We start from the raw sequence: 24,650 nt of genomic DNA, 5'->3' as shown, positions 1-24,650 counted from the left end.
TCCCCCTACCGAGGACCGGCTCCGTGACCGGTCATTCCGGCGCCCGTCTCCCGGCCACGACCTCGCCGATCGCAGCCAGCGTGGGACGGGCGGGATCGAGATAGTGGGAGTGCCCCATCGACGCCTCGGTCGGCAGTGCCGTGGAGCCGTAGCCCTCCTCCCACGTGTGGCCGTCGCCGAACCAGCCGGCCCAGGAGATGGGATCGGCGGGGGTCGCGGCGTCGAAGACGGCGGGGGCCTCGAGACTGGCCGCGTCGTCCTCCATCCCGGGACTCCCGAGGAGCACCACCGCGTCGGCCGCCAGGCGTCCCGGCTCGTCGGCTGCCTCGTCCACGACGTATGTGCCGTAGCTGTGCGCCACGACGGTGGTCCGGGCCGCCGGAGCGGCCACCGCACCGCGGGCGGCGCCCAGCCCGTCGAGCGCGGCCGCCAGGGCCGGGCCGCCACGCCCGGCCGATGTCCGGACGACGGCCTCCCCCGGGTGCGATGGTGTCCGGTACCCGAGCCAGACCATCGTGGCGACGGCCGTCGCGGGAGCTGCGGCGCGCGTGGCCGCCCCGACGTCCTCCGCGTCGGCGACCAAGCCGGTGAGGTCGTCGGCCGGGGTGTTGAAGATGCCCGGCACCACGAGGGCGACCGCGTCGGCGGTGTCCAGGTCGCCCAGAGCGAGACCGACGCGGTCCCCGGCGAGATCGAGGAGGTGCAGTTGGACCTGTCCGCCGGTGGCCTCCTCCGCCGCGATGCGTGCGGCGACCACGCGGGCGGTGGCCACCTCCGGCTCCGGCAGCCGCCGGTGGGCGAGCGCCCGGTCCAGTACCAGCCGGTTGGCGCGGTCGCGGGCCCAGGCCGGTACCCCGTCGAGCCTCCCGAGCGCCTGGGGCGTGGACGCGATGACGGCCAGCTGGGCCGTGAGCGGCAGGGCCGCCCACCAGGCCGCCACGTCCCCCGGCGGTCCGGACGGCACCGGCAGGACACAGACCGGATGTGCCAGGGGAACCCGGGCGGCGAGCGCGGCGAAGTCGGCCGGAGCGAACGCGTCGCGGACCCCGACCGCGGCCAGGGCCGCGCCGGCCTGCTCCGCGGCGACGGCCGCGGCCGAGGCATGACCCATCGCCGCTTCGGCCGCAGCACCGGCCGGGTGGAGGACTCCCGCCCCCGGCACGAGCGCGCCTACCGCGGCAGCGAGCCGGTCCGCGTCCCGCAGCGCCGCGTCCGGACCGCCGGGCAGCGCGGCGGCGAGCGCCAGCGCCTCGTGGGCCCGCTCCTGCGCCGGGTCGGCCTCGACGACGAGCCGGTCCAACTCCGCCAGCGAGGCGGTGAGCGCGGCGTCGACGGCCCAGGCCACGGTGGATGCCTCCCGCACGGCGGCGACCGCCGCCCGCGCCGCCTGTCCCGACCAGCTCTCGCCCGCCTCCAGGGACCGCGCGACCCCCTCCAGCCGCGCCCGCCAGGACGGGAGCCGCTCGACCACCGAGGTCAGGGACCCCACGGCACGGCGGAGCAGCGGGACGTCCCAGACCGCGACCGCGCTCAGGCGTGCGGGCACATCGAGCGGAGCGGTCACCGGGGCACCCCCGACCGACCGGGGCCCGTTCCCCGGGCGATCCGCGCGTCCTCGGCCAGGTAGCTCTGCACGGCGCCGGTCAGGGTTCCGGCGAGGGCAGCGGCCTGCTCGGCGAGGAGCTCCTCGAGCCCAGCCCAGGCGGTGGCGGCAGCCCCCGCCGTCCACCCGTCGTCGCCGTCGAGGGCACTCGTCAGGGCGCCGGCAGCGGCCCGGCACCGGTCGGCGTCGTCGGACAGCTCAGCGGCGAGGACGGTCAGCTCGGCGGCGAGCGCCGTCACCCCCTCGGGGTGGACGAGGACGGCCTCGACAGCGGTGGGCGTGGACATGGCGGCTCCCGTCGTCGGCCCGACCCGGAGTGGGTCGGAGGCGACGGACGGTAGGGACCCGGGCCCCCGCCGCGTGCGCCGTCGTCCACACCGGGCGGCGCCGTCCACATCCCGAGCGCGGGTCCTCCGGGCGGCGGACGTCGGCCGGAGGACCCGCGCACGGGTCAGGGAGCGCTGACCCTGAGGCTGCCGTCGGACGCGGCGCTCGGGGCACCACCGACGACGACCGACCGGCGCTTGGAGATGACGACGGAGATCACGATGATCAGCACCGCACCGAGCGCGATGAGCACCCGAGCGGTGGTGTTCGCGTCCTCACCGACCGACAGGCCCACGATGGCGGGCGCGATGAGCAGGGCGACGAGGTTCATCACCTTGATCAGCGGGTTGATCGCCGGGCCGGCGGTGTCCTTGAACGGGTCACCGACCGTGTCCCCGATGACGGTCGCGGCATGGGCCTCGCTGCCCTTCCCGCCGTAGGCGCCGTCCTCCACCATCTTCTTCGCGTTGTCCCAGGCGCCGCCGGAGTTGGCGAGGAACACCGCCATCAGCGTGCCGGCCGCGATCGCGCCCACCAGATAGGCCGCCAGCGGGCCGATGCCGAGGCCGAAGCCGACGGCCACCGGTGCGAGGACGGCGAGCAGCCCGGGGGTGGCCAGCTCCCGCAGCGAGTCCTTCGTGCAGATGTCGACGACCGCGCCGTAGTCCGGGCGCTCGCTGTAGTCCATGATCCCGGGCTTCGTGCGGAACTGTTCGCGGACCTCGAAGACCACCCGTCCGGCGGCCCGCGAGACGGCGCTGATCGCCAGGCCCGAGAAGAAGAAGACGACCGCGGCACCGACCACCGCGCCCACCACGTTGTTCGGGTTCACCAGGCTGAAGGCGTCGCCGAGGGTCTCCCCCGCTTCGTCGAGGGCCACGGTGATCTGCGCGTTGTAGGAGCCGAAGAGCGCGGTCGCGGCGAGGACGGCGGTCGCGATCGCGATCCCCTTGGTGATCGCCTTCGTGGTGTTGCCGACGGCGTCCAGGTCGGTGAGCACCCGGGCACCCTCCTCGTCGATGTCCCCCGACATCTCGGCGATGCCCTGCGCGTTGTCGCTGACCGGCCCGAAGGTGTCCATGGAGACGATGACGCCGGCCGTCGTGAGGAGGCCGCAGCCGGCCAGCGCGACGGCGTAGAGGGCCGCACCACCGCCGATGAGGAACGCGCCGTACACCGCGCCACCGATGAGGACGGCCGCGTAGACCGCGGACTCCAGACCGAGCGAGATCCCGGACAGGATGACCGTGGCCGGGCCGGTCAGGGAGCTGCGTCCGATGTCCTTCACCGGCTTGCGACTGGTCTCGGTGAAGTACCCGGTGAGCTGCTGGATGGCCGCGGCGAGCACGACGCCGATCAGCACCGAGACGAACCCGAGCACCTGGGGACTGACCGACAGGTCCGCCCCGTCGGAGACGCTCGGCAGGTAGACGAAGGACGCCGCGGCGACCAGGACGAGGGATACGGCGGCGGAGGTGAAGAACCCGCGGTTGATCGGAGCCATGCCGCTGGCGTCGGCCTTGCCGGGGTTGGAGGCGAGGATGCCGACCACGGAGGCGATGACGCCGATCGCGGCGATCAGCAGCGGGAACACCATGCCCTCCGAGCCGAAGAAGACCTGCCCGAGGATGAGGGCGGCGACGAGGGTGACGGCGTAGGACTCGAAGAGGTCGGCCGCCATCCCGGCGCAGTCGCCGACGTTGTCGCCCACGTTGTCGGCGATGGTGGCGGCGTTGCGGGGGTCGTCCTCGGGGATGCCGGCCTCGACCTTGCCCACGAGGTCGGCGCCCACGTCGGCGGCCTTGGTGAAGATGCCGCCGCCGACGCGCATGAACATCGCGAGCAGGGCGCCGCCGAAGCCGAAGCCCTCCAGGACGATCGGCGCGGTCTCGTCGAAGAGCAGGAGGGCCAGCGCGGCGCCGAAGAGCCCGAGGCCGACGGTGATCATGCCGACGACGCCGCCGGTGCGGTAGGCGATGCGGAAGGCCGACAGGAAGCCGCCGCCACGGGCCGCCGCGGCGACCCGCACGTTGCCGCGGGTGGCCAGCGTCATGCCGATGAAGCCGACCGAGGCCGAGAACAGCGCGCCCACGAGGAAGAAGATCGCCCGTCCAGTACGGGTCTCCCAGCCGCCTTCGGCCACGGGGAGCAGCAGCAGGAGCAGGAACACGATGACCGCGAAGACCGCCAGCGTCTTGAACTGCCGTCTCAGGTAGGCCGCCGCTCCTTCCTGGACCGCCTGCGCGATCTCGCGCATCTTCACCGTGCCCTGATCGGCGGCCAGGACCGCCTTGACCAGATAGCCGGCGAAGCCGAGGGCGGCGAGGGAGACGACGAGGACCACGGCGACCAGCGCCATGTCCCCGCCGGACAGCGAACTGTCGGGCATGTGTTCCTCCAAGCGGTCGGCTGCCTCCGGGAGGCATCGGTGCGCCCCGGATCGGCGGAGGCCCGCTCGGTACACGGGCGAGCCCGCGAACCGAACGCGGCAGGAGTGTAAGCGAGATCACAGTCTGTGCAGCCGTGAGCGACGTTCTGTCGTCTGCATCACATCCATGGCATTCAGGGGCGGACACGGTGGCGAGGAGGTGTGACAGTGGGGGCGTGACCGAGCGTGCGAGGTCACTCCGAGACGGAGCGCCCGTGGGCACGCGGCGGCGAGCGCCAGCGAGGAGGTCGCGTGACCACGCTCCATCCGGTCCGGCCGGCCCTCCCTCCCGGCACGGACGCCGATGCCGTGGGCGGCCCCCCCGGCGTCCTGCCCGGTGCCGACCTCCTGGCCTCCGTGCTGGCCGGAATCGACGAGGAGGAGCGGCCGGTCACCCACGTGCACCACGTCCCCGTGCGGGAGAGCAGCACCCTGCCCTGGCCGGAGTGGCTGAGTCCCGCGCTGCGCTCACGGCTCGAGGGCCGCGGGGTTCCCGCACCGTGGCGGCACCAGGTCGACGCCGCACAGCTGGCCCGCGAGGGCCGCCACGTCGTCGTCGCGACGGGGACGGCGTCGGGCAAGTCGCTGGCCTACCAGCTCCCCGCGCTGACCCGGCTGGAGGAAGACCCCCGCGCCTGCGTGCTCTACCTGGCCCCGACCAAGGCTCTGGCCCGCGATCAGCTGGCGTCCGTGGCCGCGCTCGCCGACCCGTCGGTTCGGCCGGCCGCCTACGACGGGGACACCCCGGGCGAGGAGCGGGACTGGGTCCGGCGCCACTCGCGGTGGATCGTGACCAACCCCGACATGCTGCACCGCGGGATCCTGCCCGCCCACCAGAAGTGGTCGAGCACGCTGCGGCGGGTGGCCTACGTGGTCGTCGACGAGTGCCACGCCTACCGCGGGGTCTTCGGCTCCCACGTCGGGCACGTCCTGCGGCGGCTGCGGCGCATCTGCCGGCGCTACGGGGCCGAACCGGTGTTCGTGCTCGCCTCGGCCACGGTCGCCGACCCGGCCGCCGCCGCCACCCGGCTGGTCGGCGCTCCCGTCGCGGCGGTCACCACCGACGGCTCGCCACGGCCGGGAGCCACCTTCGCCCTCTGGGAGCCGCCGCTGACCGAGCGCACCGGGGAGCACGGCGCTCCACTGCGCCGTTCGGCCGCCGCGGATGCCGCGGGCCTCCTCGCCGATCTGGTCGAGCGTGGCGCCCGGACGCTCGCGTTCGTGCGGTCCCGCCGGAGCGCGGAGTCGGTCGCCGAACAGGCCCGGCGGTTGCTGCACGACCGGGGCCGCGACGACCTCGCGCGGCGGGTCGACTCCTACCGCGGCGGCTACCTCCCGGAGGAGCGCCGTGAGCTGGAGCGGGCGCTGTCCTCCGGTTCTCTCCTGGGCGTGGCGACAACGAACGCCCTGGAGCTCGGCATCGACATCGCCGGGCTGGATGCGGTCGTCCTGGCCGGGTACCCGGGCACCCTCGCCTCCCTCTGGCAGCAGGCCGGCCGGGCAGGACGGGCGCAGAAGGAGTCGCTGGTCGTCTTCGTCGCCCGCGACGACCCGCTGGACCACTACCTCGCGCACCACCCGGGAGCGGTCTTCGGGCGGCCGATCGAGGCCACCGTCACCGATCCGGGCAATCCCTACGTCCTCGGCCCACAGCTGTGCTGCGCAGCGGCCGAGCTGCCGCTGACACATGCGGACCTGCCGGACTTCGGCGGCCCCGCGGCCGAGGCCCTGCTCGAGGAACTCGTCGCCGCCGGCCGGCTGCGGCGGCGACCGGCCGGCTGGTACTGGGCCGGTCGCGGACGGCCCGACGTCGACATCCGGGGCAGTGGCGGGGAGCCGGTCTCGATCATCGAGGCCGGAACCGGGCGGCTGCTGGGAACGGTCGACGCCGATGCCGCGCACGCCACGGTCCACGACGGTGCGTTGTACGTGCACCGCGGCGACACCTTCGTCGTCGACGAGTTCGACATCGACGGCGCCTGTGCCGTCGTCCACCCCGAGAGCCCCGAGTGGACGACCGTTGCCCGGGACGTGACCGACCTGGGCATCGTCACCATCGAGAACACCCGGCCGCTGGGCGCCGTCACCGCGCGCACCGGGGTGGTGGACGTGACCAACCAGGTCGTGGCCTACCAACGCCGGCGGCTGGGCACCGGCGAGGTGCTGGCCGAGTTCCCGCTGGACCTCCCGGCACGGCAGCTGCGGACGCGAGGGGTCTGGCTGACCTTCGACGAGCGGGCGGTGGAGCGCGCCGAGGTCGACGAGGTGGAGCTGCCCGGTGCACTGCACGCCGCCGAGCACGCCGCCATCGGCCTCCTGCCGCTGCTGGCCACCTGCGACCGCTGGGACCTCGGGGGGCTCTCGACCGCTCTGCACCCCGACACCGGGACGGCGGCGATCTTCGTCTACGACGGGCACCCGGGCGGGGCCGGCTTCGCCGAGCGCGGGTTCGCCGTGCTGCGGCAGTGGCTGCAGGCGACCCGGGCGACCGTGGCCAGCTGCGAGTGCGAAGCCGGCTGCCCCTCCTGCGTGCAGTCGCCCAAGTGCGGCAACGGCAACGACCCCCTCGACAAGGCCGGGGCGGTCCGCGTCCTCGACGTGGTCCTCGACGAGCTCGCCGCCCGGGAGCGCCCCCTTCCCGACGACTCCGCCCAGGACGACGCCACCCGCTAGCCCCGGCGGGTCCGCGGGGCCGGCGCGGGCACCGGCGGTCGCCGAGAAGACGCCCAGGCGACCCAACCGGACCGGCAGGCTGACCACCACGTCGACCACGGCCCCGTCCCGGACGTCGCACCGGGTCAGCTCCGCGGCGTTCGCCCTCGCCAGCCGACCGGCCGTGCCGCAGGCGTCCGCCCCCTGCAGGGCGCGGACCGCCCCGGCCAGCGCGGCGAGATCGGCGGCGACGGTGGCGCGGTGACGAGCGACCACGGCGGCGCCGGTGAGCACCGCCGCCGCCCCGATGACCGCCAGGACGCCGGACAGCGCCAGCATCCAGACGGTCGCGGAGCCGCGCTCGGAGTCCCTCCCCCCGGTCATCCGGTCTCGCCGCCCGGCTCCCGCAGCGCCACCGCCTCCGCCGAGACGGTGACCCGCAGGGGCACCGGACCCAGCGGCGCGATCTCCGCCGAGACGGTCACCCGCACCTCCTCCCCGTCGGGGATGACCGTGGTGACCGCTCCCTCGGGTGCGGCCCGATGCACCAGGGTGGTCACCTCCGCGACCGACTGACCTCGGGCCGCGCCCCGGGCGCCCTCACGCGCCCCGTCCACACACCGCAGTTGGGCACCGACCACCGTCACGGCGGCGACCGCGCCCGCGAGGACCAGCAGCAGGACGGGAAGGACGACCGCCGTCTCGGCGGTCACCATGCCGGCCTCCCGGCGAGGGTGGCGGACCGGGCGGTCGGGACGGTGGTGCATCACTCAGGAGAGCGTGGCGAGGGCGGACTCGACCAGGTCGGTGAGCCCGGTGACGATCGAGCTGCCGGTGACCACGCGGTAGAGCACTGCGGCGAACGCGCAGGCGGCCACGGTGCCGACGGCGTACTCGGCCGTCAGCACCCATACCCTAATCAGGCGTTTCACCTGGGAAAACGATCCCAGATGTGCGCAGCGGTGCGCTACCGTACCCGGCATGTACCCGACGCGACCGCTGATGAGCACCTCGGCGGCGGCCCTCCGTCGGACCATGCCTCACCGTGCCTCGGGGCACCTCACCCGTTGTGGGGAGGGTCACCGCGGGGCGACTGCCCTCATGTTCGGCGTGCGCACCGTGCCTCGCCATGCCCCGCAAGAACCCCACCCCGAACCCCGGCCCGAGCAACGTCGTGCAGCTGACCACGGTCGGCGAGTGGCTGACCGTCGACGACGTGTGCGAGCTGCTGCGCACCCCGGACGGTCCGCTGAGCCGCAAGACCCTCGACAAGTGGCGCGCCCGCGCCGTCGCCCCGTTCCCCGCGCCGCGTCGGCTGCCGAACCGCTCGGTGCGGTTCCTGCGCGCCGACGTCGCCGCGTGGCTGGACGCGCTGCCGCTGGCGGCCTGAGATGACCGCCCACGCCCCGACGGCGCCCGCCGACGAGTGGGTGTCGAGCGTGCACGTGTACGTGTGGCCGCGTCCGCAGCCGCGCAGCAGCGGCAACTACGTCGTCAAGTGGCGCGTCGGCACCGCCCAGCGGTCCCGGAGCAAGCCGGCCGCGCCCGGCCGCAAGCCCGACGCCATCGCCGAGGCGTTCCGCGCCGAACTGGTCCGAGCGGCGGGCAACCCGACCGTCCGGTTCCACCGCGTGTCCGGCCTCCCCGAGGGCCTGCACCTCGCCGAGCAGCCCGCCGCGGCGCCGGTCGCGGTCCCTGACGTGCTGCAGCTGGCCGTCGCGGTCATCGCCCGCGAGTGGGGCGACTGGTCGCCGGGCAACCGGAAGAGCCGCGTGGAGACGATGGCGTGCATCGTCGCCGCGCTGCTGACCGACGACCTGCCCCGCGGCATCACCCTCGCCGACGCCCGCCGCGCGCTGTACGCGTTCCTGCTGCCGCCGGAGGCCGGCCGCACCGCGGACCTGTCGACGCAGCCGCAGGCCGTCCGTGCTGCGGTCGCGTGGATTCCCGACCACGTGCGGCCGGCGACCGACCTGACGCTGCCCGTCGTTGAGGAGGCGCTGGTCGCGGCGTCGACGCAGCTGAACGGGAAGCTGTACGAGAAGGACCGCCGGACCGCGACCCGCGGGTCGTTCAACTGGATTGGCACCGAGGCGGTCCGCCTCGGGCTGCTGCCAGTGAACCCGGTTCGGGACGCGAAGCGGGTCCGGCCGGTGACGACGATGGCCGCGGACACGACCGCCACCGAGACCGAGGAGGACGTCGACTCGACGGTCGTCGACCCGGACCGGGTCATGGATGCCGACGAGTGCCGCGCGTTCTGCGTCGCGGTCCGTGAGCACTCCTGGTACGCGTGGCGGTTCGCCGTGTTCTTCACGCTGCTGTGGACGACCGGGATGCGACCCAGTGAGGCGCTGAGCATCCGGAACGCGCACAAGCGTCTCCACCTGCCCGACGATGGCTCGTGGGGCTGGGTGCGGCTGTGGCGGCCGACGGTCGACGCTGGGGACAAGCGGTGGACGGGCACCGGCGGCAAGCACGCCGACCGGGCGCACCTGAAGGCCCGGGCGGTCGGTGCGGAACGGCACGTGCCGCTGCCACCGGAGACGGTGCGCGCGCTGCGGGAGCTCATCGACCGGACCGACGTGCGGCCGGGTGCCCGCCTGTTCCTGAACACGCAGGGGAACCTGTTCAGCCTCGACCACCTGGGCCGGGTGTTCCGGACGGTGCGGCGGAAGCTGCATCCGGACGGTCCACTGAGCGGCGTCACCATGTACCAGCTCAGGCATTCGATGGTGACGACGGCGATTGCCCAGGGTGTGCCGCTGCCGAAGATCGCGGAGGTCGTCGGGAACAGCCCGGCGACGATCATGAAGACGTACTCGCGGGTGTTGACGACCGACGACGAGAAGTTCATCGAGCAGATGGGGGCGGTGTTCGGGTGACCGAGGCGAGGGGCGGGGCGAGCGTGGCGGAGCAGGATTCGGTGACCACGGACAGCGTGGCGGAGGCCCGCGCGCGGACGGCGGCGCGGCTGGAGGCGGACATCATCCGGTCGGAGGCGCTCAGTGACGCGTTCAGGGCGGTGATGGGGACCATCGAGGGCCTGACCGAGGAACGGGACGAGGACGCGCGACGCGGGGTGACGCTGGCTGCAGAGGCGGTGCTGGCCCTGTCCCGGGAGGCGAGCGCGGAGCGGGTCCGGAAGCTGGAGCTTCGCGTCCTCGGGTACTGAACGCCAACGGCCCCGCCAGCTGATCGGGCCGGCGGGGCCGCTGGTGGGCAGGTGCGCTACCCGCCGGGCATCATTCGCAGCCCGGTCAGGTGGTGACGCTACCCGCGGCAGCGGACACGATCACCGGCGTCTGCCCCGGTGGGGTGAGGATGACGATCGGGCCGTGCACGATGAGTGCGACGTGCAGCGCCTCGAGGAGGCGGTCGACGTACGGCGTGCGCCGGCCCGCCTTCGTCGCCGTGTGTAGCGCGACGACGTACTCGGCCGGGGTGGGCAGCGCCTCCATGCGCTCGGACCGTCCGGGCTCGGCCCACAGCGTCCCGCAGCCACCTGAACTGTCCCACCCACGGCACACCCTGACTGTGACCAGGCCGCAGCGAGTGACACCGCGTCGATGACCGGCACGGTGACCGCAGACCCATACGATCCAACCGTGCAAGGAGCCCCCGCCGTGACCGCCGAGCCCATCGACCTCCCGGCCCCCGAGGTGCTCCGCCAGCCGGAGACCAAGCCGCGCGCGGCCACACGCCGGCCGCGGCTTGTCGCGCCGCTACGCGCCGACGTGGCCGCCCCCGAGCCGCTGCCTCCGCTGCCGACCGTCGACGGCGGGTTCAAGACCGTCCTCGCCGACCCCCCATGGCGGTTCGCCAACCGGACCGGGAAGGTCGCGCCGGAGCATCGGCGCCTGGACCGGTACGACACGATGACGCTGGACCAGATCTGCGACCTGCCCGTCTCCGACGTGGTCGCCGACGCGGCGCACCTGTACCTGTGGGTGCCGAACGCGCTGCTGCCCGAGGGGCTGCGCGTGATGGAGGCGTGGGGCTTCCGGTACATCTCCAACCTCGTGTGGGCCAAGCGCCGCAAGGACGGCGGCCCCGACGGCCGCGGGGTCGGGTTCTACTTCCGCAACGTCACCGAGCTCATCCTGTTCGGAGTGCGCGGCAGCATGCGGACGCTGCCGCCGGGCCGGTCGCAGGTGAACATGATCGAGACCCGGAAGCGGGAGCACTCCCGCAAGCCTGACGAGCAGTACGACCTCATCGAGGCGTGCTCCCCTGGGCCGTTCCTGGAGATGTTCGCCCGGTATCCGCGGGACGGCTGGCAGGTGTGGGGCAACGAGGCCGCCGACGACGTGCAGCCGCGCGGGCAGCGGCACCGCGGGTACGCGTGGGATGTGGCCCATCCGCAGGCAGACATCGAGGTCGGCTCCTACGCTCAAGCCACGGAGGTGACCGATGTCGTCCACACCGACGTTGCGGCCGCACCAGAGGCTGAGCGGGGAGACGCGGCAGCAGACAGCTGAGCAGCTGCGGGCGGCGTACGAGGCCGGCCGCAGCATCCGGCAGCTGTCTGCGGAGCACGGCTACTCGATCACGCGGGTCCGGGGGCTGCTCACCGACGCGGGGGTGACGTTCCGCGGCCGGGGCGGCGCGAACCGTCGGCCCCGGCCGGACACGTCGACCTAATCGCGTTCGCGGGGCAGCGGCGGGATGGCTTGAATGGCGGCCTCCTGCACGTTCCGGAGCCGCTGCTGCGCTTCGGCGCGGGTCATGCCGACGGCCTGGTACTGCTTCTGGTCGAGGAACTCGCGGGCGTCGCGGACGAACTCGGCGACCTCCTCGAGCCGGCGGAGGTCGTTGATCCGTTCGGGTTCGATGCCGATCAGCAGCAGCGGGCACTCTCCCCCGCCGCCGAGCGCGACGCGCGGCAGCAGCTTGCGCCAGTGGGTCGTCGACTCGCCGTATTTGCTGACGATGCGGCTGCCGTCCTTGCCGAGGATCGCGTCCTTGAGCAGCGCCTGGAGGCGGTCGCCGCGGGTCACGATGACGCCGGCGGCGAGGACCCCTTCGCGGTGCAGCGCCTGGTAGTTGATGAGGTCCCGGTCGAAGAACGGGTCCTTGTTGTTCCACTCCATCTCGACGGCGGCGCCGGGGTACGTGCCGTCGGGTCCGAGGGTGAACATGTCGATCTCGTGGCCGCGGACTTCGTACACCTGCTGACCGTCGATGGTCTTGGCGATGCGGATGTTCTTCTTCGCCCAGCCGTGCGTGTTGAGGGTGGCGTCGAAGCGGGTGACGTGGCGGGTGCGGCCTCCGCCTCCGGTCTGCAGCTCTTGGAGTTCGATGTGGAAGTCGGTGAGGGTCTTGACGAGCGCGTCCCAGGCGTCGGGGAGGGCGTCGCGGAGGATGAGGTCGGCGTACCGGGTGACGCCGTAGCTGTACCCGTCGGGGAGGTCTGTGACGGTGGGGCCGGTGATGACGGCTTGCGCGTCGATGATCGGGTCGGCGCTGGTGTCGTCGGTGAGGGGCTCGTCGGGCACGATCCGGAGGCTACGTCGCGGGGTCCTGTGGATTGCGGAGGCCACCGCGTCGCGTCGTGGCAGGCTGACGGGGCTGGTCGGGTGTGGTCCACCCCAGGCGGGCTGGTCCCTCATGGCGTAGGGGTGCGGTGCTGTCAGGGCGAAGGAACCCGACCAGTTCCTACGCGGCGATGGCGCGGGCGGTGCTGATGAGCTCGTCGAGGGTGCCGGTGAAGTCCGGGGCGAGGCGGGCGGCGACGCGCAGCCCGGCCTCGTCGAGGTCGCACAGCAAGCTGAGGCAGTGCGCAGCGATCCAGTCGCAGGCGGAGTCGAGGGTGCCGTCGGGGCCTTCGGCGCCACACTCACAGGAGGCAAACACGGCGCCGACGCTGTGCCGTACGACGGTGTCGTGTCCTGGGAGCTGGGCGAACGTGTAGGGGGCCAAGCCGCCATTGTCCAGGGGCCCGGACCAGCGTGTCACCGCTGACCGCCGCGGAGGTCGAGGGTGCGGAGCTGGTCGAGGATGAGCGCCCGAACCTGCTCGGGGGTGAGGCCGGTCTGCACGTCGACGGGCACCAGGCGCGCCGAGCTGGCGGCCTCGCTGCTGATAATGCGGTGATGCCCGGCCAGCCACGCGCGGGCGTCGTCGAACGTCCCCTCGGGGCCCTCGTCGCCGCACTCGCAGAACGCGGACGTGGTGCCGTTCGAGGTGCGCAGGGTGCCGGCGTGGCCGGCGGGCTCGGCGTCGGGCACGAGGTAGCGGTTGCCGAAGTTCGGGTCGAGGTCGCCACCGCACGTGTCGCAGTACGGCTCGGGGCTGTGGCTGCCGACGATGACGGGGAGCTCGCAGCGGCAGTCGTCTCCTTCGACGAGGGCGGCCATGAGGCGGTCGACCGCATCCGGGTCGGGGAGGGTCGTTGCGGCGTCGATGCTGCGGCCGGCGAGCAGCACGATCAGGCCGACGAGGGACACGAAGACGACGGTGAGGCAGATGGTCAGCAGCATCGGGGGCTCCGAGGGGTGCGGGGGGTACGGCGAGGGGTGCCGCTCCCCTGTGACGGTCCGGAGCGGCACCCCTCGATGCACGTAGGTCAGTCGCCGGAGAGAGCGGCCTCCAAGCGGTCGGCCGCGTCCTCGAAGTGCGCCCTCGTCTCATAGAGCTCCCGGAGGCGATCGACGATCTCCTCGGCCTTGTACCGCACGTCCTCGATCTCGAACGACACCTCCTCGGCCTGCAGGCGGAGGAAGTGGATGACCTGGGCGCCGTCGATTCCGGGGACCAGCGCCTGCGCCGTGGCGATGAGCTGCGCGTCGCTCGGGATGGCGGTCACTGGTCGCTCCCGCGGGCGATCGCTGCGTTCGCCCAGAAGTGCGCGGTCTCCAGCTCGGTGAACGCGACCGCCTTCTCCCGCCCGGCGGGCAGGAGTTCGTCGAGCTCCTCCGCGAGGTTCGTGAAGAGGGCGCGGACCTCCTCGAACACGGGGACGGTCGCGGAGGTGGCGGGCCTGAAGCGGAACCGGTCAGCGATGTGCTCAGCCACGGCGGGCCTCCTCGATGATGTCGGCGCCGGCGATGAGGTCTGCGGCGATCTGGCGCTGCTGGGCGGCCAGCGCGAGGGACTTCTCGGCGCGGCTCTCGAGGCCTTCGGCGACGGTGGTGGCCTCAGCGGCCTTGTCGCGGAGGACCTTCGCCGGGTCGGCGGCGAGGACGGGGACGATGGCGGGCGGGGTGTCGGCGCTCTTGGCGCGGGTGCGTGGGGGCATGGTCCTGACCGTCCGGACCGGCCCCGGCGAATGCACGGAGCCTCCGCGGGCGTCAGAAGTTGTCGTCCCAGTCGCCCGGCGGCCCGTACACGGCATCCACGTCAACCGGTGGGCCAGGAGTCCGCGCTGGTGGGAGCGGCGGCTCGGGTCGGCGGGGCCAGTGGTGGCGTACGTCCCAGCAGCCGGGCGCGGGGCAGTCCGGGGGGCACAGCGGGAACTGGCCGCACACCTCGGGGGCGTGGCGCTCGGTCACGACATCAGTCTGTCTCGGGGTACGCGGTCCAGCACATGAGTTCGGCGCCGTCGGGGGCGTCCTCGCCGTCGACCATGTGGACGGCGTTCGCCCACAGCTCGAACATCAGCCCGTCGACGGCGTCCTCCCCATTGCGGGCTGCGGTGGTCAGCGCCTGCTCCAGCAGCTCGGACGACATGAGGAACCACAGCTCGGGGTTCACGCTGGCTCCCCTGGGGCCGGTGCCGACGCGATCGCGGCCAGCTGCGCCCGCAGCACCCCCGGCACCAGGGCGCGCTGCTCCGCGGTGAGGTTCAGCCCGTCGAGGACACCGCGGATGACGGTGACCAGCTGCGACGCCTGCGCCTCGAGGACGCGGGTCTGCCGCTCGCTGATGCCGATGCTGTGCATCGTCTGCACCAGCTTCGTCAGCCGGTCCCGCTCCGCCTGCCACCAGTCGATCCGCGGATCCAGCTGGAGGCGGCCGGCCTTGTCCTCCCAGACCTCGTCCTCGGCCGACGTGGCGCCGTCCAGGTACGCGACCACGGCCGACGTGCGGCGGAACTCGTCCAGGAGCGCGTCGACCGGGTTCACCTCGCCGGTCAGGTCGGCGTACTTCGCCCACCGGGTCAGCGCCCGCCCAGCGGCCTCCTCGCGGCGGACGACCTCGGCCTTCGCCTTCACCTGCGGCGCCGCACCACCGTGGCTGCGGCAAACCGTCGCGCCCTTGATCGGAGCCTTCCGGCACGGGCGCAGCGACCCGTCCTCGCCGTCGACATGACCGGTGCACTTCCGCGGGTCGTGCTCATGCCCGCAGCCCTTCACACACGCCTTCATGGGTCGTCCCTCCCCCAACTTCTCCACAGGTGGTGGACCGTCCGCGGTCACGCCGCGTCGTCGGGGAGGTCGGGGCAGTCGCAGTCCTCGGGCCAGCAGTTGCCGCAGACGAGGCGATCGTCGTCGTCGTGTTCGGCGGCCAGGCAGATGAAGTCCGTCGGGCAGACGCACGGCTCGTCGTTGACCGGGCGCAGCTGGTCGTCGTACCGGGGATCGTCGAGGCCGGGGCCGCTGGCGTAGATCTCCTCGAGGCCGACGCCGAGGAGGGTGGCCTTGAGGTGGTCGGGCCACCCGATGCGGTGCGAGGCGTCGAAGAGGCGGTCGAGGAGGGCCCACGCGTCGGCTTCGGTGCGCGGGAGGCCGTGGATGGCGAGTTCGGCGTGGACGGTGTGCTCGGCGCGGGTGTCGGGGGTGATGCCGATGATGCCGGCGATGAACGTGTATACGAGCGCCCAGGCGCCCCAGAGGTCGAGGTCGTCGGTGCCGCTGGTCGGGGGGTTCGCGGGAGGGGTGGTCATGCGATCGACCGTGCCGACCGGGGTGTGCGGATGCAGGTAGGTCGACCGCCCGCGGCCGGTGTTCTGGCAGCCGAGGGAGGACACGGCCTCCCTCTGGCCTGGACGGGAATCACGCGGGCCCCCAGTAAGAGGGGGGCCCGCGCGTGATTTCCCCGGTGCGTGATTTGCGTGATTGCCGGCGTGATTCCGATCTGAGCGTGAACCGGCCGGCTGCGTGATTGCTCCGTGGGCTCCGTGATACCCGCTGGCCGGACCCCCTGCGTGATTCGGATCGTGATTCACCGGCCGGCGTGATTCCCCCCGTACGAGGCCCCCGACCGGGCCAGCCCATTGCGCCGGCGAGCACCGCCCGCACAGTGGGAGGGGCAGGGATGCGCGCGGTCTCCAGCCGCTGAAGGGCCTCCGGGGTGGTAGCCGGAGGCCCTTCGCCATGCCCAGGGCACCCGTCCGAGGGACCTACTTGCATCGGGCGGTCGCGCCCTCACGGTCCCCGTCGTCGCCCGCTGGCTACCACCTGGACCGGCTCCTCTGGTCCCCCAGCACGCGGCAGAACTGGAGACTTGCCGTGAGCACTGCGGATGACATGTGGGCTGGCTGGGACGAGGCCGCGCCCGACGCTGAGGTGACGTACATCCACCACGCGCGGTCCGCGCAGGCCGGTGAGCCGCGCCGCCAGCAGCGTGACCCCCTCGATGTCGACCAGGCCGTCGCTGAGGCCGTCGTGCGCCTGAAGGCCGCCGAGCTGGCCCGGCAGCAGCTGGCCGCCGAGCGCGGCGACGCCGACTTCGAGCGGATGGTCGCCGACGAGGCGCAGCGCCTCCGTGCCCGGAAGGACGCCGCCGAGCTGGTCGCCGCCGAGCGTGCCGCGACCGCGGAGGAGGCTGGCCTCGAGGGGCTGGACCTCTCTCCGGCCGTGTCGGGTGCGGAGTTCGTGTTCGGCACCGACGCCGAGCTCGAGCCCATCTGGGGCACATCGGAGATGACGCTGTGGGCCGCGGGTGAGGCGATGATGATTCACGGCCCGCAGGGGCTGGGGAAGACGACGCTGGCGCACCAGCTGGTCAAGGGACTGCTCGGGCTGCAGGACGACCTACTCGGCTTCCCGGTGGCACCGACGACCGGCCGGGTGCTGTACCTGGCGATGGACCGGCCACGGCAGGCGGCGCGGGCGCTGCGTCGGCAGTTCGAGCAGGCGACCCAGGCCGAGCGGGCGGTGCTCGATGAGCGCCTGGAGGTGTGGAAGGGGCCGCTGCCGGCGCCGCTGCTGACACGGCCGGGGCTGCTGCGCGACCTGGCGAAGCGATTCGGGGCGAGCGTGGTCATCGTCGACTCGCTGAAGGATGCGGTCGCCAAGCTCAGCGACGACGAGCACGGCAGCAACTACAACCAGGCCATCCAGATGTGCCTGGTGGCCGGCATCCAGGTGTGCGACCTGCACCACCCGCGGAAGTCGAACGCGGAGACGGCGGGCAAGCCGAAGGGTGTCGATGACATCTTCGGGTCGACGTGGCTGACCGCGGGCCACGGCAGCATCGTGAACCTGCACGGGAAGACCGGTGACCTGGTCGTCGAGCTGTCGATGCTGAAGCTGGTGAACGACGACCCGGGCACGCTGCAGGTGGTGCACGACCACGAGGCGGGCGTGAGCACGGTGCAGGGCGCGTTCGACCACCTGGTCGCGCTGGCCGCTGCTGGGTCGCTGACGGCGCAGCAGGCGGCGAACGCTGAGCACGGGTCGTCGTCGGCGAGCAACGTGCAGAAGGCGCGGCGGAAGCTGGACAAGCTGGTCGAGAAGGGCTGGGCGACGGTCGTCGAGGGCAAGCGTGGTGGTGCGGCGACGACGTGGACGGTCACAGAGGACGGCAAGCGGGTCGCGAGCGGCTCCAAGCGGTCGGCGGCGCATCAGCAGCGTGAGGAGCGGCTGCAGGCCGGCGGGTTCGGGACCGGTGGCGTCCAGGCGGGTCGGTGGTCGAATGACGACCCGTTCTGAGCCGCTGAGCGGTGCTGAGGGCCTCGGGGAGCTACTCCCTGGGGCCTTCGGCCGTGTCCGGGGCGAGCCAGGTGGGGACGGGGCCGGGTGGGGTGATGCGGCCGGTGTACGGGGGCTGCGCGGCCGCCCAGCAGGTGCGGGCCCACGCGCGGGCTTCCTCGATCTGGTTGAGCGCCTCGGCGAGGAGGTCCTGCTGCCGGCGCACGGATTCCTCGGCGACGGCGAGGGATGCGCGGGCGGCGTCGCGTTCGGCTTGCAGGCGGTCGACGCCGGCTTGGGCTTGAGCGAGAGCCGCGTCGGCGGTGCGCAGTGCGGCCTCGAGCTGGTGGATGCGCTCGCGGGCGTCTGCGGCGTCGTCCTGAGCAGCGGCGAGCTCGGTGAGGCGTTCGTCGTCGGTGAGCCGGACGAACCGGGGGTCGTCGGGGTCCATGCGTTCGATCGTGCCTGCTGGGTGGGATGGCTGCACTGGCCGGTGGGGGTCCGGACGGTGAGGGGGGCGACGCCGGTTTCCCCTTCCCCGGCCGCAGATGGAACCCCTGATGAGCACCCCTGTCGACCTGGCACCGATCCACCTCCGCCTCTACAACGCCTCGCCCGGACCGTGGGCGCTGGACCCCGACGACCCCTCCACGGTGGAGGCCGTGGACCGGCCGAACCTGGCCCTCTGCGCACTGTCCTCCCGCCCCTCGCTGGAGGAGAAGGCGAACGCGGCCCTGATCGCGCACGCGCCGGCTGACCTGGCTGCGCTGGTCGCCGAGGTGGAGCGGCTGCGAGAGGAGAACGACCTGCTGCGCGAGTTCGGGCGCATCCAGCACGAGCGGGTCGTCGGCCTGGAGGGGCACATCGACTTGCTGCTGGCCCTCGACGAGGCCGGGACGTGCGCCGGCTGCAACGCCGAGCTCCTCGACGACGGCTCCTGTGCGGTGTGCGAGGTCGCCGCTGAGGATGCTGTACCGCTGACCGTGTACGCCGACGGGAGCGACCGGTGAGCGTCCCCCCGGAGCTGCTGCGGGCCTCGGCCGACTGGTACGAGGTTGCCGTCGACCGGCTGAGCGACCGCGACTCAGATGTCTTCGACCACTGGGGTGAGTGCGCTGTGCTCGCCTCCTGGGAGACCGGCGTGTGTCGCGGCTGTCACCAGACGGCGCTGCGCCTCTCCGTGAACGACACGTGGCAGTACGACGACTTGCCTGGCGACGTCGCGCGGGTCGCGCTGCGGATGGTCGACGGGTGGACCGGCAGCGTCACCGAACTGGTCGCCACCGCGTCTGCAGTGGCCGCCTGACCAGCTGACCGCTGTGGCCCTGCCCCCTTCGTGGGGTGGGGCCTTCAGCGTGCCCAGGCGCGTGCCGATGTCGACGACGTGAGTGCGCATCACGACCAGTCCCTCCGCGACCGGATCACCACCATCGCGCTGGGCACCCTCGATGACCTGGCCGACGAGGCCGGCGCCCCTCGCCTGCTGGAGGTTCAGCGCGGCGTGGTGGCGCGCCGGGTGGTGCCTGCGGTCGTCTCGGTCGTCGACGAGCACGGCGCGGACAGCGTCGAGGGTCGGTGCGCGCTGCTGTACGTCATGGCCCGCCGGAGCTGCGAGTGCGGCGCCGGGCACCGGTTTGAGGAGTCGTGGCACTCCGACCTCGGGCCGCGGCTTGCGGCGCTGATTCGCCCCGCCGAGAGCTGACCTGCCGCCGGTTCTGACCGGCTGAGAGCAGCAGCGACCCCCGCCCACGGAGCCTGTGTGGGCGGGGGTCTTCCCCTGCACGCGGAACCCCTTCGCGCGTGTACGAGGGCACGGTGCCGCGGTGCGCGGATCGTGCACGGGTCCGCTACAAACGCCCTGGTCAGGGGCCTGGCGAGATTTTTTGTCCAGCTCCTTGCCGGACCCCCTCCGGCGCGGACCGTAGGGGTCACAGCCGCTTCCCCCGCGGTTGAACCCCAGCCGCAAGGAGCCCGCCATGTCCGTCGTCACCGCCGAGCAGATGACCGCCGCGATGGTCGCCCGCCGCACCCGTCCCGCCGTCGACGCTGCCGCTGTCGCGTTCGACCTGCACACCGCCGAGTCCTCGCTGCGGTCCGCGCTCCGGGGGCTGACCGGCCCGGACGCTGCCCGCGTCGAGGCCGCCCTGACCCAGCTGCAGCGCGTCACCGTCTGGGACGCCCCGGCCCGCTGCGCCTGCGGTGAGCCGGTCGCGGAGACCACGTCGACCCGGTTCGCCGGCCTGTGCTGGTCCTGCCGCGACGACGTGCTGCACGCGTCGACGCCGGAAGCGTGGACCGCCCCGTTCTGACCCCTCCCTCTCGCGCGGCTGGCAGCCACGCCGGGTTCGAGGCCCGGGCGCGCACTCCCCGACCCAAACGACTCCCTGAACCCCCTGCACTTGATTGGACCCACCATCATGGCTCTCCGGACCCGCAAGCCGACCGGCCTCGTCCCCTACCCGTTCATCCTGCTCGAGGGCTGCGAGGGCAGCGGCAAGACGTACGCCGAGCTCTCCCTGAGCTCGTCCAAGCGCATCGGCCGGTTCTTCCACTTCGACCTCGGCGAGGGCTCCGCCGACGAGTACATGACCCTCGGCGACTTCGAGGTCGTCGAGCACAACGGCACCTACGGCGACATCCTCGGGCAGCTCCGTGAGGTGCACGCCCTCCCTCACGACCCGGCCGCACCGAACGTCATCGGCATCGACTCGATGACCGCGCTGTGGGCGATGCTGTGCGAGGAGGCCCAGCAGATCGCCGACCGTCGGAAGAACAAGTCCGCCGGCGAGGCCGACATCACGATGGACCTGTGGAACAAGGCCAAGGGCAAGTGGCGCGCCGTCGTCGACCTGCTCATGACGTACCCGGGCATCGTCGTCGTCACCGCCCGCGGCAAGGAGGTCGCCGAGGTCGTCGGTGGGAAGCCCACCCCCAACAAGATCTGGAAGGTCGAGGCGGAGAAGTCCCTCGGGTTCGACGTGAACGTCTGGGTCCGGTTCACCGCGCCGCGCACGCCGGTACTGGTGAAGGCCCGGTCGCTGCGTCCGGAGATGCAGGTCCCCGAGGGCCGTACCCGTCCGCTGGGGGCGGCGTTCAACTTGGACGCGCTCATCTTCGACGCGATGGGCTGCGGCGCCGGGAACACCGGTGCGCGGGTCCTGCCGTCGCTGTCCGCGGACGAGGTCACGGTCGCGGAGGGCAAGGCGGCGATGGCGTCGGCGCTGGGTCTGGCCGCCGGGCTGCCGGCCGACCTGACCGCGCGGCTGAAGACCATCGCCGGTGAGCTGTGGACCGGTGCCGGGTTCAGCAACGACCAGGAGGCCACCATCGCCCGCGGCAAGCTGGACGAGCTGCTGAAGGCCGCTGCGGTCGCCGGTCAGGACGCCCGCAAGCCCGTGGCGCCGGTCAAGGCGGCCGACCCGTTCGACCCGCTGGCCGACGTGAGCTACGACGACGCGAACGCTGAGGCCGCGTGATGGGCCGCGCGACTGACCCGGGCCCGGTCGACAGCGTGCGCCGTGCGCTGAACGTCCTCGCCGACGGCCTCGGGTTCACCGATGCGACGAACGCCGACATCGCCCGGGCGACCGGGAGGCAGCCGAACGCGAAGCGGAAGTCGACGCAGGTCGGGTACGCGCTCCGGACGCTGCGGGAGGCCGGCGAGATTCGGGTGGAGTACGACCCGGCCGCGTCCGCCCGCCGGATCCACCTGCACCAGGGCTGACCGGGAGGGCCGGCAAGGGGCTGGAAAAGAAAGTTCGCCCAGCCCCTTGCCGGACCCCCTCCGGCCCGCACAGTGACCAGTACAAGCGAGCACCACAAGCCCTGACTACCCCGGCTTCTCACCGGGCGAAGGGTGACCTCGAACCGAACGCGAAAGCGCCTCCCCCGAAGCATGGCGGGGCCGACGGCAGTAGCGAGTCGGAAGGGCAAGGTCACCCGTCAGGCAGGCTCCGTGCGCTCAACGGCAGAGCGACCGCGATACAGCAGCCCCCGACAAGGAGGGGGTCGCCCAGTACCGCGACGGAGGTGCAGGTTCGATTCCTGCCGGAGCCCCAATCGGCCCACACCACTCACCACGACGTGTGGAACCCCGAGAAGAGCCAGCACCAGCTGGCACCCCCGCACGAACCCCAACGCAGCACCACGGAGCTGCACCCCGCCCCACCGCACGACGGTGACGGGGTAGCTCCCCGCCACCGGACCCCCTACAGAAACTCCCCCCAGCCTCCGGAGGCGAACCCCATGTACCTCAGCACCCACGTGTTCCTCGGCACCGACAGCTACGGCTTCCGGTTCCTGAACATCACCGGCACCGACGGCACCACGTACGTCGCCCAGGACAGCAGCGCGGTCTACCGCCTGTTCATCCAGGCGGCCCACGAAGGCCGCGACCTCGGCGAGCTGAGCCACCACCCGACCGAGGCGCACGCCGCAGAGATCGCCCGGAAGAAGTTCCGGGAGACCACCGAGGACCTCGCCCGGACCGTCTACCCCGAGTACGCACCCGCCCTCACGGAGGTGCTGCTAGAGGTCGTCGGCACGCACGCGGCCAGCCGTGAGGTGTGCGGCACCTGCCGCGACATCGACGGCGACCGCGAAGAGATGACCATGGCCCTCGGCCTCGGCATCCCGCTCACCATCCTCGGCTGAGCCCCGACCGCCCCTGATCCGCCAGGGGTCGGAATAGCACGCACGACCGGCAAGACGCCTCCGACGGAGAGGCACCGGCAAGACGCCCCACGGCCCCGCACCTGAACACAGGTGCGGGGCCGCTCGTCGTTGCGGATGTGGAGGGGGTTCCGCTGCGGATGTGGAGGGTCAGGCAGCGGCGATGGGGCGGTTCCAGTCGCTCTCCACGCGGACCAGCGCGGCGACGATGCGCGGCACGTCGTTCCCGTACTCCTCGGCGTACGCGAGCAGGTACTCCCACCCGGCGTCGGTCAGCTGGGCGCCGGTCTCGCGGCCGACGCGGCGGACGACCTGCCGGCAGTAGTCCGACGCGAACACGTCGACGGTCGGGCAGTCGTCGCCGTGCCGGATGCAGCTGCCGTTGGTCGGGCGGGCGAGGGTCTTTCCGCACATCGCGCACGCGGCACAGTCGTGTCGGGGGCGCGCGGTGATGGTGTCGACGCGGACCTCGCGGAACTGGTCGGCCAGGTGGGTGAACTGCCACCGGGACGCGCATTCGAGGTTGCAGACGACGAGTTCGACTCCGGGGAGGCTCGCGGTCCTGATGCGCTGCATGGTCGGAGCGTGCTCGTGTCGCGTGGTCACGCAATCACTGTTGATCGCCGGTGCGACAGTTCCGGAGACGATCTTCGCGTCCCTCCTGAGTTGCACGCGATCGAGGTACGTCGGTTGCCCCGGGCGCGGGACAGCTGGTTCCCGCCTGTGACGCGGGGTGAGGGGGTCCGGAACGTTGTCCGCAGCAGCACGCGCTGGGCTGGCGAGCGCGGGACAAGCTCCGGCAACGTCCGGCGGCATGGAGAGGCGCCCCGCCACGCGCCTCGTGGGCACGGCGCGACGGGACACCCGACGGGAACGGTGCGCGCGCCCGGGGACGCGCCAAGTCCCGTCCCGCGGGTGCACGGGACGGGACTACTCGGCCGGGTTCCACTCCCCCGGCGCGGCCGGGTCGACGACGACCAGGCGCACGACGACATCGTCGCCCTGCCACGGCAGCGGCTCTCGCTCGGTCACCCACGTCCAGTTGTCGTCGGGCCACACGGCCTGCGCGTCGCTGATGCCGTCGAGGATCGGCTTGGTCGTCGCTCGGAGGTTCGCCGGGTCGATGCTCTTGCTCCGGCCGCGCCACGGCAGCGCGACGGTCACCTCGACGCGGCAGCCGCGGATGCCCGCGAGGTCCTCGACAGCGGCGAGGGCCGCGTCTCGGGCGGCGTACCGCCAGTTCCGGCGGAAGCTGCTGCGTCGATGGTGGTGCCAGTTGCCGACGGCGTTCTCCGTCTCGACCTGCTCCCACTCGGGCACGGCGAACCGGATGCGGCGCTCGGTGCCAGCCGGCACGTCCATGCGGGGCGCCGTCGGCATCTGCTCACGGCGGGCGAACCGGCCGTCAGGGTCCTCGAGCGCGGCGGCCATCAGCTTGACCTTCGGCATCAGGTTCGGCTCGCGGGCGCCGGCCGCGCGGGCTGCGGGGCGGCCGTAGGCGGGGCGGGGGGACCGTGGGGAGCGGTTCACAGGGGGCATGAGGTGGACCGTCCGAACGGCACGAGCGGAGGCCACCAGCCGCCGATCACTGTGCGTGAGATGGAAACGCCCTCAGATGCCCCAGGACGCATTTCGTCACTGTCGGTGAGGTACGGACACCGGCGACCCCCGTCGCGCCCGGCGTGGGCTGCGACAGGGGCCGCGTGGGCACCTCAGAGGGTGCCGGTGACCAGGGCGTACACGAACCAGAGCGCGGCAAGCAGCGCCCCGGACGTGCCGAGCACGACGGGCGCGTCCCGCCACCAGCCGGCCCGCCGGTGCGGATTCAGCAGCGCACCCCAGCGGACGCCGACGAACATCAGCCACCGGGTCACGAACGGCACGCCGCACTCCCTGAGCACGCGCCGGAAGATCCGGTCCGCGTCGACCGCCGACACGGGGCACCAGCCTTCCGCCAGTCCCACGCAGAACCAGTCGTGGAGGACCGCGGCGAGCACCCCCGTGGTGTGCGGGATGACGCTGAACAGCGGCCGCGGCACGGACGCGAAGTCAGTGGTGAACCCCGCTGGGACGATGAACTCCTGCGTCCGGCCGTCGTACGGCAGCCGCGCGTCGAGGATCCAGTGCCGGTCGTCCTGGTGCCGCACGATCAGCGGCCCGGTGAACGCCACGA

General features: G+C 72.8%; 33 protein-coding genes, 1 tRNA gene and 1 pseudogene. 15 read left to right on the top strand and 20 right to left on the bottom strand.

Annotated features, from left to right (window positions below; translation table 11 throughout):
* Positions 1 to 31: 31 nt before the first annotated feature.
* From CHB94_RS06435 to CHB94_RS06425, 3 genes are all read right to left on the bottom strand, one after another.
* Entirely contained in the window at positions 32 to 1,564 is a 1,533-nt protein-coding gene (locus CHB94_RS06435) for an alpha/beta hydrolase (RefSeq protein WP_089335752.1), read from the bottom strand.
* Positions 1,561 to 1,890: a hypothetical protein gene (locus CHB94_RS06430; protein ID WP_089335751.1), complete on the bottom strand. Its 330-nt coding sequence runs from the start codon at positions 1,888 to 1,890 to the stop codon at positions 1,561 to 1,563. The genes CHB94_RS06435 and CHB94_RS06430 overlap by 4 nt, the downstream gene beginning before the upstream one ends.
* A gap of 164 nt (positions 1,891 to 2,054) precedes the next feature.
* Positions 2,055 to 4,319 carry a sodium-translocating pyrophosphatase gene (locus CHB94_RS06425; RefSeq protein WP_089335750.1) on the bottom strand — a complete coding sequence of 755 codons (2,265 nt, stop codon included), beginning with the start codon at positions 4,317 to 4,319 and terminating at the stop codon, positions 2,055 to 2,057.
* Between the two features lie 291 nt (positions 4,320 to 4,610).
* On the opposite strand from CHB94_RS06425, the gene CHB94_RS06420 reads away from it, so the two are divergent.
* Complete coding sequence (locus CHB94_RS06420; RefSeq protein ID WP_089335749.1) at positions 4,611 to 7,031, top strand: DEAD/DEAH box helicase; 2,421 nt, start codon at positions 4,611 to 4,613, stop codon at positions 7,029 to 7,031.
* A 75-nt stretch (positions 7,032 to 7,106) separates the two neighbouring features.
* On the opposite strand, the pseudogene CHB94_RS26685 reads toward CHB94_RS06420, so the two are convergent.
* The 3 genes and pseudogenes from CHB94_RS26685 to CHB94_RS06405 all read right to left on the bottom strand — a co-directional run.
* A pseudogene (locus CHB94_RS26685) lies at positions 7,107 to 7,394 on the bottom strand (Rv3654c family TadE-like protein); the annotation flags it as partial.
* Positions 7,391 to 7,726, bottom strand: coding sequence for a TadE family type IV pilus minor pilin (locus CHB94_RS06410; RefSeq protein WP_089335821.1), 336 nt, complete (start codon positions 7,724 to 7,726; stop codon positions 7,391 to 7,393). The gene CHB94_RS06410 and the pseudogene CHB94_RS26685, both read right to left, overlap by 4 nt.
* Positions 7,727 to 7,780: 54 nt before the next feature.
* On the bottom strand, positions 7,781 to 7,942 hold the full coding sequence (locus CHB94_RS06405) for a DUF4244 domain-containing protein (protein ID WP_254920438.1): 162 nt from the start codon (positions 7,940 to 7,942) through the stop codon (positions 7,781 to 7,783).
* A 197-nt stretch (positions 7,943 to 8,139) separates the two neighbouring features.
* Between CHB94_RS06405 and CHB94_RS06400 the strand changes: the two genes are divergently transcribed.
* The 3 genes from CHB94_RS06400 to CHB94_RS06390 are packed head-to-tail and all read left to right on the top strand — an operon-like array spanning position 8,140 to position 10,185.
* On the top strand, positions 8,140 to 8,400 hold the full coding sequence (locus tag CHB94_RS06400) for a helix-turn-helix transcriptional regulator (RefSeq protein ID WP_089335748.1): 261 nt from the start codon (positions 8,140 to 8,142) through the stop codon (positions 8,398 to 8,400).
* A 1-nt stretch (position 8,401) separates the two neighbouring features.
* Complete coding sequence (locus CHB94_RS06395) at positions 8,402 to 9,895, top strand: tyrosine-type recombinase/integrase (RefSeq protein ID WP_089335747.1); 1,494 nt, start codon at positions 8,402 to 8,404, stop codon at positions 9,893 to 9,895.
* 41 nt (positions 9,896 to 9,936) lie between these two features.
* On the top strand, positions 9,937 to 10,185 hold the full coding sequence (locus CHB94_RS06390) for a hypothetical protein (RefSeq protein WP_141137437.1): 249 nt from the start codon (positions 9,937 to 9,939) through the stop codon (positions 10,183 to 10,185).
* A gap of 85 nt (positions 10,186 to 10,270) precedes the next feature.
* Here the strand turns inward: CHB94_RS06390 and CHB94_RS06385 are convergent, their stop codons facing one another.
* Positions 10,271 to 10,471 carry a hypothetical protein gene (locus tag CHB94_RS06385; protein ID WP_089335745.1) on the bottom strand — a complete coding sequence of 67 codons (201 nt, stop codon included), beginning with the start codon at positions 10,469 to 10,471 and terminating at the stop codon, positions 10,271 to 10,273.
* 165 nt (positions 10,472 to 10,636) lie between these two features.
* Here CHB94_RS06385 and CHB94_RS06380 point away from each other — a divergent pair, with 165 nt between their 5' ends.
* The gene (locus CHB94_RS06380; RefSeq protein WP_217899194.1) at positions 10,637 to 11,491 is read left to right on the top strand and encodes an MT-A70 family methyltransferase; all 855 of its coding nucleotides are present in this window, start codon (positions 10,637 to 10,639) and stop codon (positions 11,489 to 11,491) included.
* Positions 11,424 to 11,654: a helix-turn-helix domain-containing protein gene (locus CHB94_RS26680; protein ID WP_089335744.1), complete on the top strand. Its 231-nt coding sequence runs from the start codon at positions 11,424 to 11,426 to the stop codon at positions 11,652 to 11,654. The genes CHB94_RS06380 and CHB94_RS26680 overlap by 68 nt, the downstream gene beginning before the upstream one ends.
* Here the strand turns inward: CHB94_RS26680 and CHB94_RS06370 are convergent.
* The 9 genes from CHB94_RS06370 to CHB94_RS06335 form a co-directional block, all read right to left on the bottom strand.
* The gene (locus CHB94_RS06370) at positions 11,651 to 12,508 is read right to left on the bottom strand and encodes a BglII/BstYI family type II restriction endonuclease (RefSeq protein ID WP_176445440.1); all 858 of its coding nucleotides are present in this window, start codon (positions 12,506 to 12,508) and stop codon (positions 11,651 to 11,653) included. The genes CHB94_RS26680 and CHB94_RS06370 overlap by 4 nt on opposite strands.
* Positions 12,509 to 12,668: 160 nt before the next feature.
* Positions 12,669 to 12,866: a hypothetical protein gene (locus CHB94_RS25030; RefSeq protein WP_176445439.1), complete on the bottom strand. Its 198-nt coding sequence runs from the start codon at positions 12,864 to 12,866 to the stop codon at positions 12,669 to 12,671.
* Between the two features lie 98 nt (positions 12,867 to 12,964).
* Positions 12,965 to 13,492, bottom strand: coding sequence for a ParB N-terminal domain-containing protein (locus tag CHB94_RS06365; protein WP_089335742.1), 528 nt, complete (start codon positions 13,490 to 13,492; stop codon positions 12,965 to 12,967).
* An 86-nt stretch (positions 13,493 to 13,578) separates the two neighbouring features.
* A complete protein-coding gene (locus CHB94_RS06360; protein ID WP_089335741.1) occupies positions 13,579 to 13,818 on the bottom strand; it encodes a hypothetical protein in 240 nt (79 codons plus the stop codon).
* On the bottom strand, positions 13,815 to 14,027 hold the full coding sequence (locus CHB94_RS06355; RefSeq protein WP_089335740.1) for an Acb2/Tad1 domain-containing protein: 213 nt from the start codon (positions 14,025 to 14,027) through the stop codon (positions 13,815 to 13,817). The genes CHB94_RS06360 and CHB94_RS06355 overlap by 4 nt, the downstream gene beginning before the upstream one ends.
* The gene (locus CHB94_RS06350) at positions 14,020 to 14,250 is read right to left on the bottom strand and encodes a hypothetical protein (RefSeq protein ID WP_089335739.1); all 231 of its coding nucleotides are present in this window, start codon (positions 14,248 to 14,250) and stop codon (positions 14,020 to 14,022) included. Before CHB94_RS06350 ends, CHB94_RS06355 begins: the two co-directional genes overlap by 8 nt.
* A gap of 257 nt (positions 14,251 to 14,507) precedes the next feature.
* Complete coding sequence (locus CHB94_RS06345; RefSeq protein ID WP_089335738.1) at positions 14,508 to 14,705, bottom strand: hypothetical protein; 198 nt, start codon at positions 14,703 to 14,705, stop codon at positions 14,508 to 14,510.
* Positions 14,702 to 15,319 (bottom strand): hypothetical protein, encoded by a 618-nt coding sequence (locus CHB94_RS06340; protein WP_141137436.1) that lies wholly within the window; start codon positions 15,317 to 15,319, stop codon positions 14,702 to 14,704. Before CHB94_RS06340 ends, CHB94_RS06345 begins: the two co-directional genes overlap by 4 nt.
* Positions 15,320 to 15,366: 47 nt before the next feature.
* Positions 15,367 to 15,837, bottom strand: a complete 471-nt coding sequence (locus CHB94_RS06335) for a hypothetical protein (protein WP_141137435.1) — start codon at positions 15,835 to 15,837, stop codon at positions 15,367 to 15,369.
* A 565-nt stretch (positions 15,838 to 16,402) separates the two neighbouring features.
* On the opposite strand from CHB94_RS06335, the gene CHB94_RS06330 reads away from it, so the two are divergent.
* A complete protein-coding gene (locus CHB94_RS06330) occupies positions 16,403 to 17,827 on the top strand; it encodes an AAA family ATPase (RefSeq protein WP_176445438.1) in 1,425 nt (474 codons plus the stop codon).
* 31 nt (positions 17,828 to 17,858) lie between these two features.
* Here CHB94_RS06330 and CHB94_RS06325 read toward each other — a convergent pair whose 3' ends face one another.
* The gene (locus tag CHB94_RS06325) at positions 17,859 to 18,257 is read right to left on the bottom strand and encodes a hypothetical protein (protein ID WP_089335734.1); all 399 of its coding nucleotides are present in this window, start codon (positions 18,255 to 18,257) and stop codon (positions 17,859 to 17,861) included.
* 109 nt (positions 18,258 to 18,366) lie between these two features.
* Between CHB94_RS06325 and CHB94_RS06320 the strand changes: the two genes are divergently transcribed.
* The 8 genes from CHB94_RS06320 to CHB94_RS06290 all read left to right on the top strand — a co-directional run bounded on the left by CHB94_RS06320 (position 18,367) and on the right by CHB94_RS06290 (position 22,459).
* Complete coding sequence (locus CHB94_RS06320; protein ID WP_089335733.1) at positions 18,367 to 18,816, top strand: hypothetical protein; 450 nt, start codon at positions 18,367 to 18,369, stop codon at positions 18,814 to 18,816.
* A complete protein-coding gene (locus CHB94_RS06315) occupies positions 18,813 to 19,112 on the top strand; it encodes a hypothetical protein (protein WP_089335732.1) in 300 nt (99 codons plus the stop codon). Before CHB94_RS06320 ends, CHB94_RS06315 begins: the two co-directional genes overlap by 4 nt.
* A 78-nt stretch (positions 19,113 to 19,190) precedes the next feature.
* The gene (locus tag CHB94_RS06310; protein ID WP_141137434.1) at positions 19,191 to 19,508 is read left to right on the top strand and encodes a hypothetical protein; all 318 of its coding nucleotides are present in this window, start codon (positions 19,191 to 19,193) and stop codon (positions 19,506 to 19,508) included.
* 274 nt (positions 19,509 to 19,782) lie between these two features.
* Positions 19,783 to 20,115 (top strand): hypothetical protein, encoded by a 333-nt coding sequence (locus tag CHB94_RS06305; protein WP_089335730.1) that lies wholly within the window; start codon positions 19,783 to 19,785, stop codon positions 20,113 to 20,115.
* Positions 20,116 to 20,223: 108 nt separating this feature from the next.
* Positions 20,224 to 21,282 (top strand): AAA family ATPase, encoded by a 1,059-nt coding sequence (locus tag CHB94_RS06300; protein WP_089335729.1) that lies wholly within the window; start codon positions 20,224 to 20,226, stop codon positions 21,280 to 21,282.
* Positions 21,282 to 21,530, top strand: a complete 249-nt coding sequence (locus tag CHB94_RS06295) for a hypothetical protein (RefSeq protein WP_089335728.1) — start codon at positions 21,282 to 21,284, stop codon at positions 21,528 to 21,530. Before CHB94_RS06300 ends, CHB94_RS06295 begins: the two co-directional genes overlap by 1 nt.
* A gap of 225 nt (positions 21,531 to 21,755) precedes the next feature.
* Positions 21,756 to 21,862, top strand: a tRNA-OTHER gene (locus CHB94_RS25025).
* Positions 21,863 to 22,051: 189 nt separating this feature from the next.
* Complete coding sequence (locus CHB94_RS06290) at positions 22,052 to 22,459, top strand: hypothetical protein (RefSeq protein ID WP_089335727.1); 408 nt, start codon at positions 22,052 to 22,054, stop codon at positions 22,457 to 22,459.
* Between the two features lie 168 nt (positions 22,460 to 22,627).
* Here CHB94_RS06290 and CHB94_RS06285 read toward each other — a convergent pair whose 3' ends face one another.
* The 3 genes from CHB94_RS06285 to CHB94_RS06275 form a co-directional block, all read right to left on the bottom strand.
* Positions 22,628 to 23,053, bottom strand: a complete 426-nt coding sequence (locus CHB94_RS06285; RefSeq protein ID WP_089335726.1) for a hypothetical protein — start codon at positions 23,051 to 23,053, stop codon at positions 22,628 to 22,630.
* 354 nt (positions 23,054 to 23,407) lie between these two features.
* Positions 23,408 to 24,016 (bottom strand): hypothetical protein, encoded by a 609-nt coding sequence (locus CHB94_RS06280; RefSeq protein WP_141137433.1) that lies wholly within the window; start codon positions 24,014 to 24,016, stop codon positions 23,408 to 23,410.
* Positions 24,017 to 24,189: 173 nt separating this feature from the next.
* A complete protein-coding gene (locus tag CHB94_RS06275; protein ID WP_089335724.1) occupies positions 24,190 to 24,648 on the bottom strand; it encodes a DUF1353 domain-containing protein in 459 nt (152 codons plus the stop codon).
* Positions 24,649 to 24,650: the final 2 nt, after the last annotated feature.

It is taken from the genome of Blastococcus mobilis (assembly GCF_900188025.1).
GTDB lineage: Bacteria > Actinomycetota > Actinomycetes > Mycobacteriales > Geodermatophilaceae > Blastococcus_B > Blastococcus_B mobilis.
This window is presented reverse-complemented; position numbering and strand designations above follow the sequence as displayed.

What these genes read in the sequence shown, in the direction of transcription:
- CHB94_RS26680 (WP_089335744.1), top strand. Translation starts at nt 11,424, where the DNA reads ATGTCGTCCACACCGACGTTGCGGCCGCACCAGAGGCTGAGCGGGGAG.
- CHB94_RS06290 (WP_089335727.1), top strand. Translation starts at nt 22,052, where the DNA reads ATGTACCTCAGCACCCACGTGTTCCTCGGCACCGACAGCTACGGCTTC.
- CHB94_RS06340 (WP_141137436.1), bottom strand. Translation starts at nt 15,319, where the DNA reads ATGAAGGCGTGTGTGAAGGGCTGCGGGCATGAGCACGACCCGCGGAAG.
- CHB94_RS06285 (WP_089335726.1), bottom strand. Translation starts at nt 23,053, where the DNA reads ATGCAGCGCATCAGGACCGCGAGCCTCCCCGGAGTCGAACTCGTCGTC.
- CHB94_RS06430 (WP_089335751.1), bottom strand. Translation starts at nt 1,890, where the DNA reads ATGTCCACGCCCACCGCTGTCGAGGCCGTCCTCGTCCACCCCGAGGGG.
- CHB94_RS06335 (WP_141137435.1), bottom strand. Translation starts at nt 15,837, where the DNA reads ATGACCACCCCTCCCGCGAACCCCCCGACCAGCGGCACCGACGACCTC.
- CHB94_RS06280 (WP_141137433.1), bottom strand. Translation starts at nt 24,016, where the DNA reads ATGCCCCCTGTGAACCGCTCCCCACGGTCCCCCCGCCCCGCCTACGGC.
- CHB94_RS06400 (WP_089335748.1), top strand. Translation starts at nt 8,140, where the DNA reads ATGCCCCGCAAGAACCCCACCCCGAACCCCGGCCCGAGCAACGTCGTG.
- CHB94_RS06385 (WP_089335745.1), bottom strand. Translation starts at nt 10,471, where the DNA reads ATGGAGGCGCTGCCCACCCCGGCCGAGTACGTCGTCGCGCTACACACG.
- CHB94_RS06305 (WP_089335730.1), top strand. Translation starts at nt 19,783, where the DNA reads ATGTCCGTCGTCACCGCCGAGCAGATGACCGCCGCGATGGTCGCCCGC.
- CHB94_RS06425 (WP_089335750.1), bottom strand. Translation starts at nt 4,319, where the DNA reads ATGCCCGACAGTTCGCTGTCCGGCGGGGACATGGCGCTGGTCGCCGTG.
- CHB94_RS06410 (WP_089335821.1), bottom strand. Translation starts at nt 7,726, where the DNA reads ATGGTGACCGCCGAGACGGCGGTCGTCCTTCCCGTCCTGCTGCTGGTC.
- CHB94_RS06320 (WP_089335733.1), top strand. Translation starts at nt 18,367, where the DNA reads ATGAGCACCCCTGTCGACCTGGCACCGATCCACCTCCGCCTCTACAAC.
- CHB94_RS06395 (WP_089335747.1), top strand. Translation starts at nt 8,402, where the DNA reads ATGACCGCCCACGCCCCGACGGCGCCCGCCGACGAGTGGGTGTCGAGC.
- CHB94_RS06350 (WP_089335739.1), bottom strand. Translation starts at nt 14,250, where the DNA reads ATGCCCCCACGCACCCGCGCCAAGAGCGCCGACACCCCGCCCGCCATC.
- CHB94_RS06365 (WP_089335742.1), bottom strand. Translation starts at nt 13,492, where the DNA reads ATGCTGCTGACCATCTGCCTCACCGTCGTCTTCGTGTCCCTCGTCGGC.
- CHB94_RS06300 (WP_089335729.1), top strand. Translation starts at nt 20,224, where the DNA reads ATGGCTCTCCGGACCCGCAAGCCGACCGGCCTCGTCCCCTACCCGTTC.
- CHB94_RS06295 (WP_089335728.1), top strand. Translation starts at nt 21,282, where the DNA reads ATGGGCCGCGCGACTGACCCGGGCCCGGTCGACAGCGTGCGCCGTGCG.
- CHB94_RS06325 (WP_089335734.1), bottom strand. Translation starts at nt 18,257, where the DNA reads ATGGACCCCGACGACCCCCGGTTCGTCCGGCTCACCGACGACGAACGC.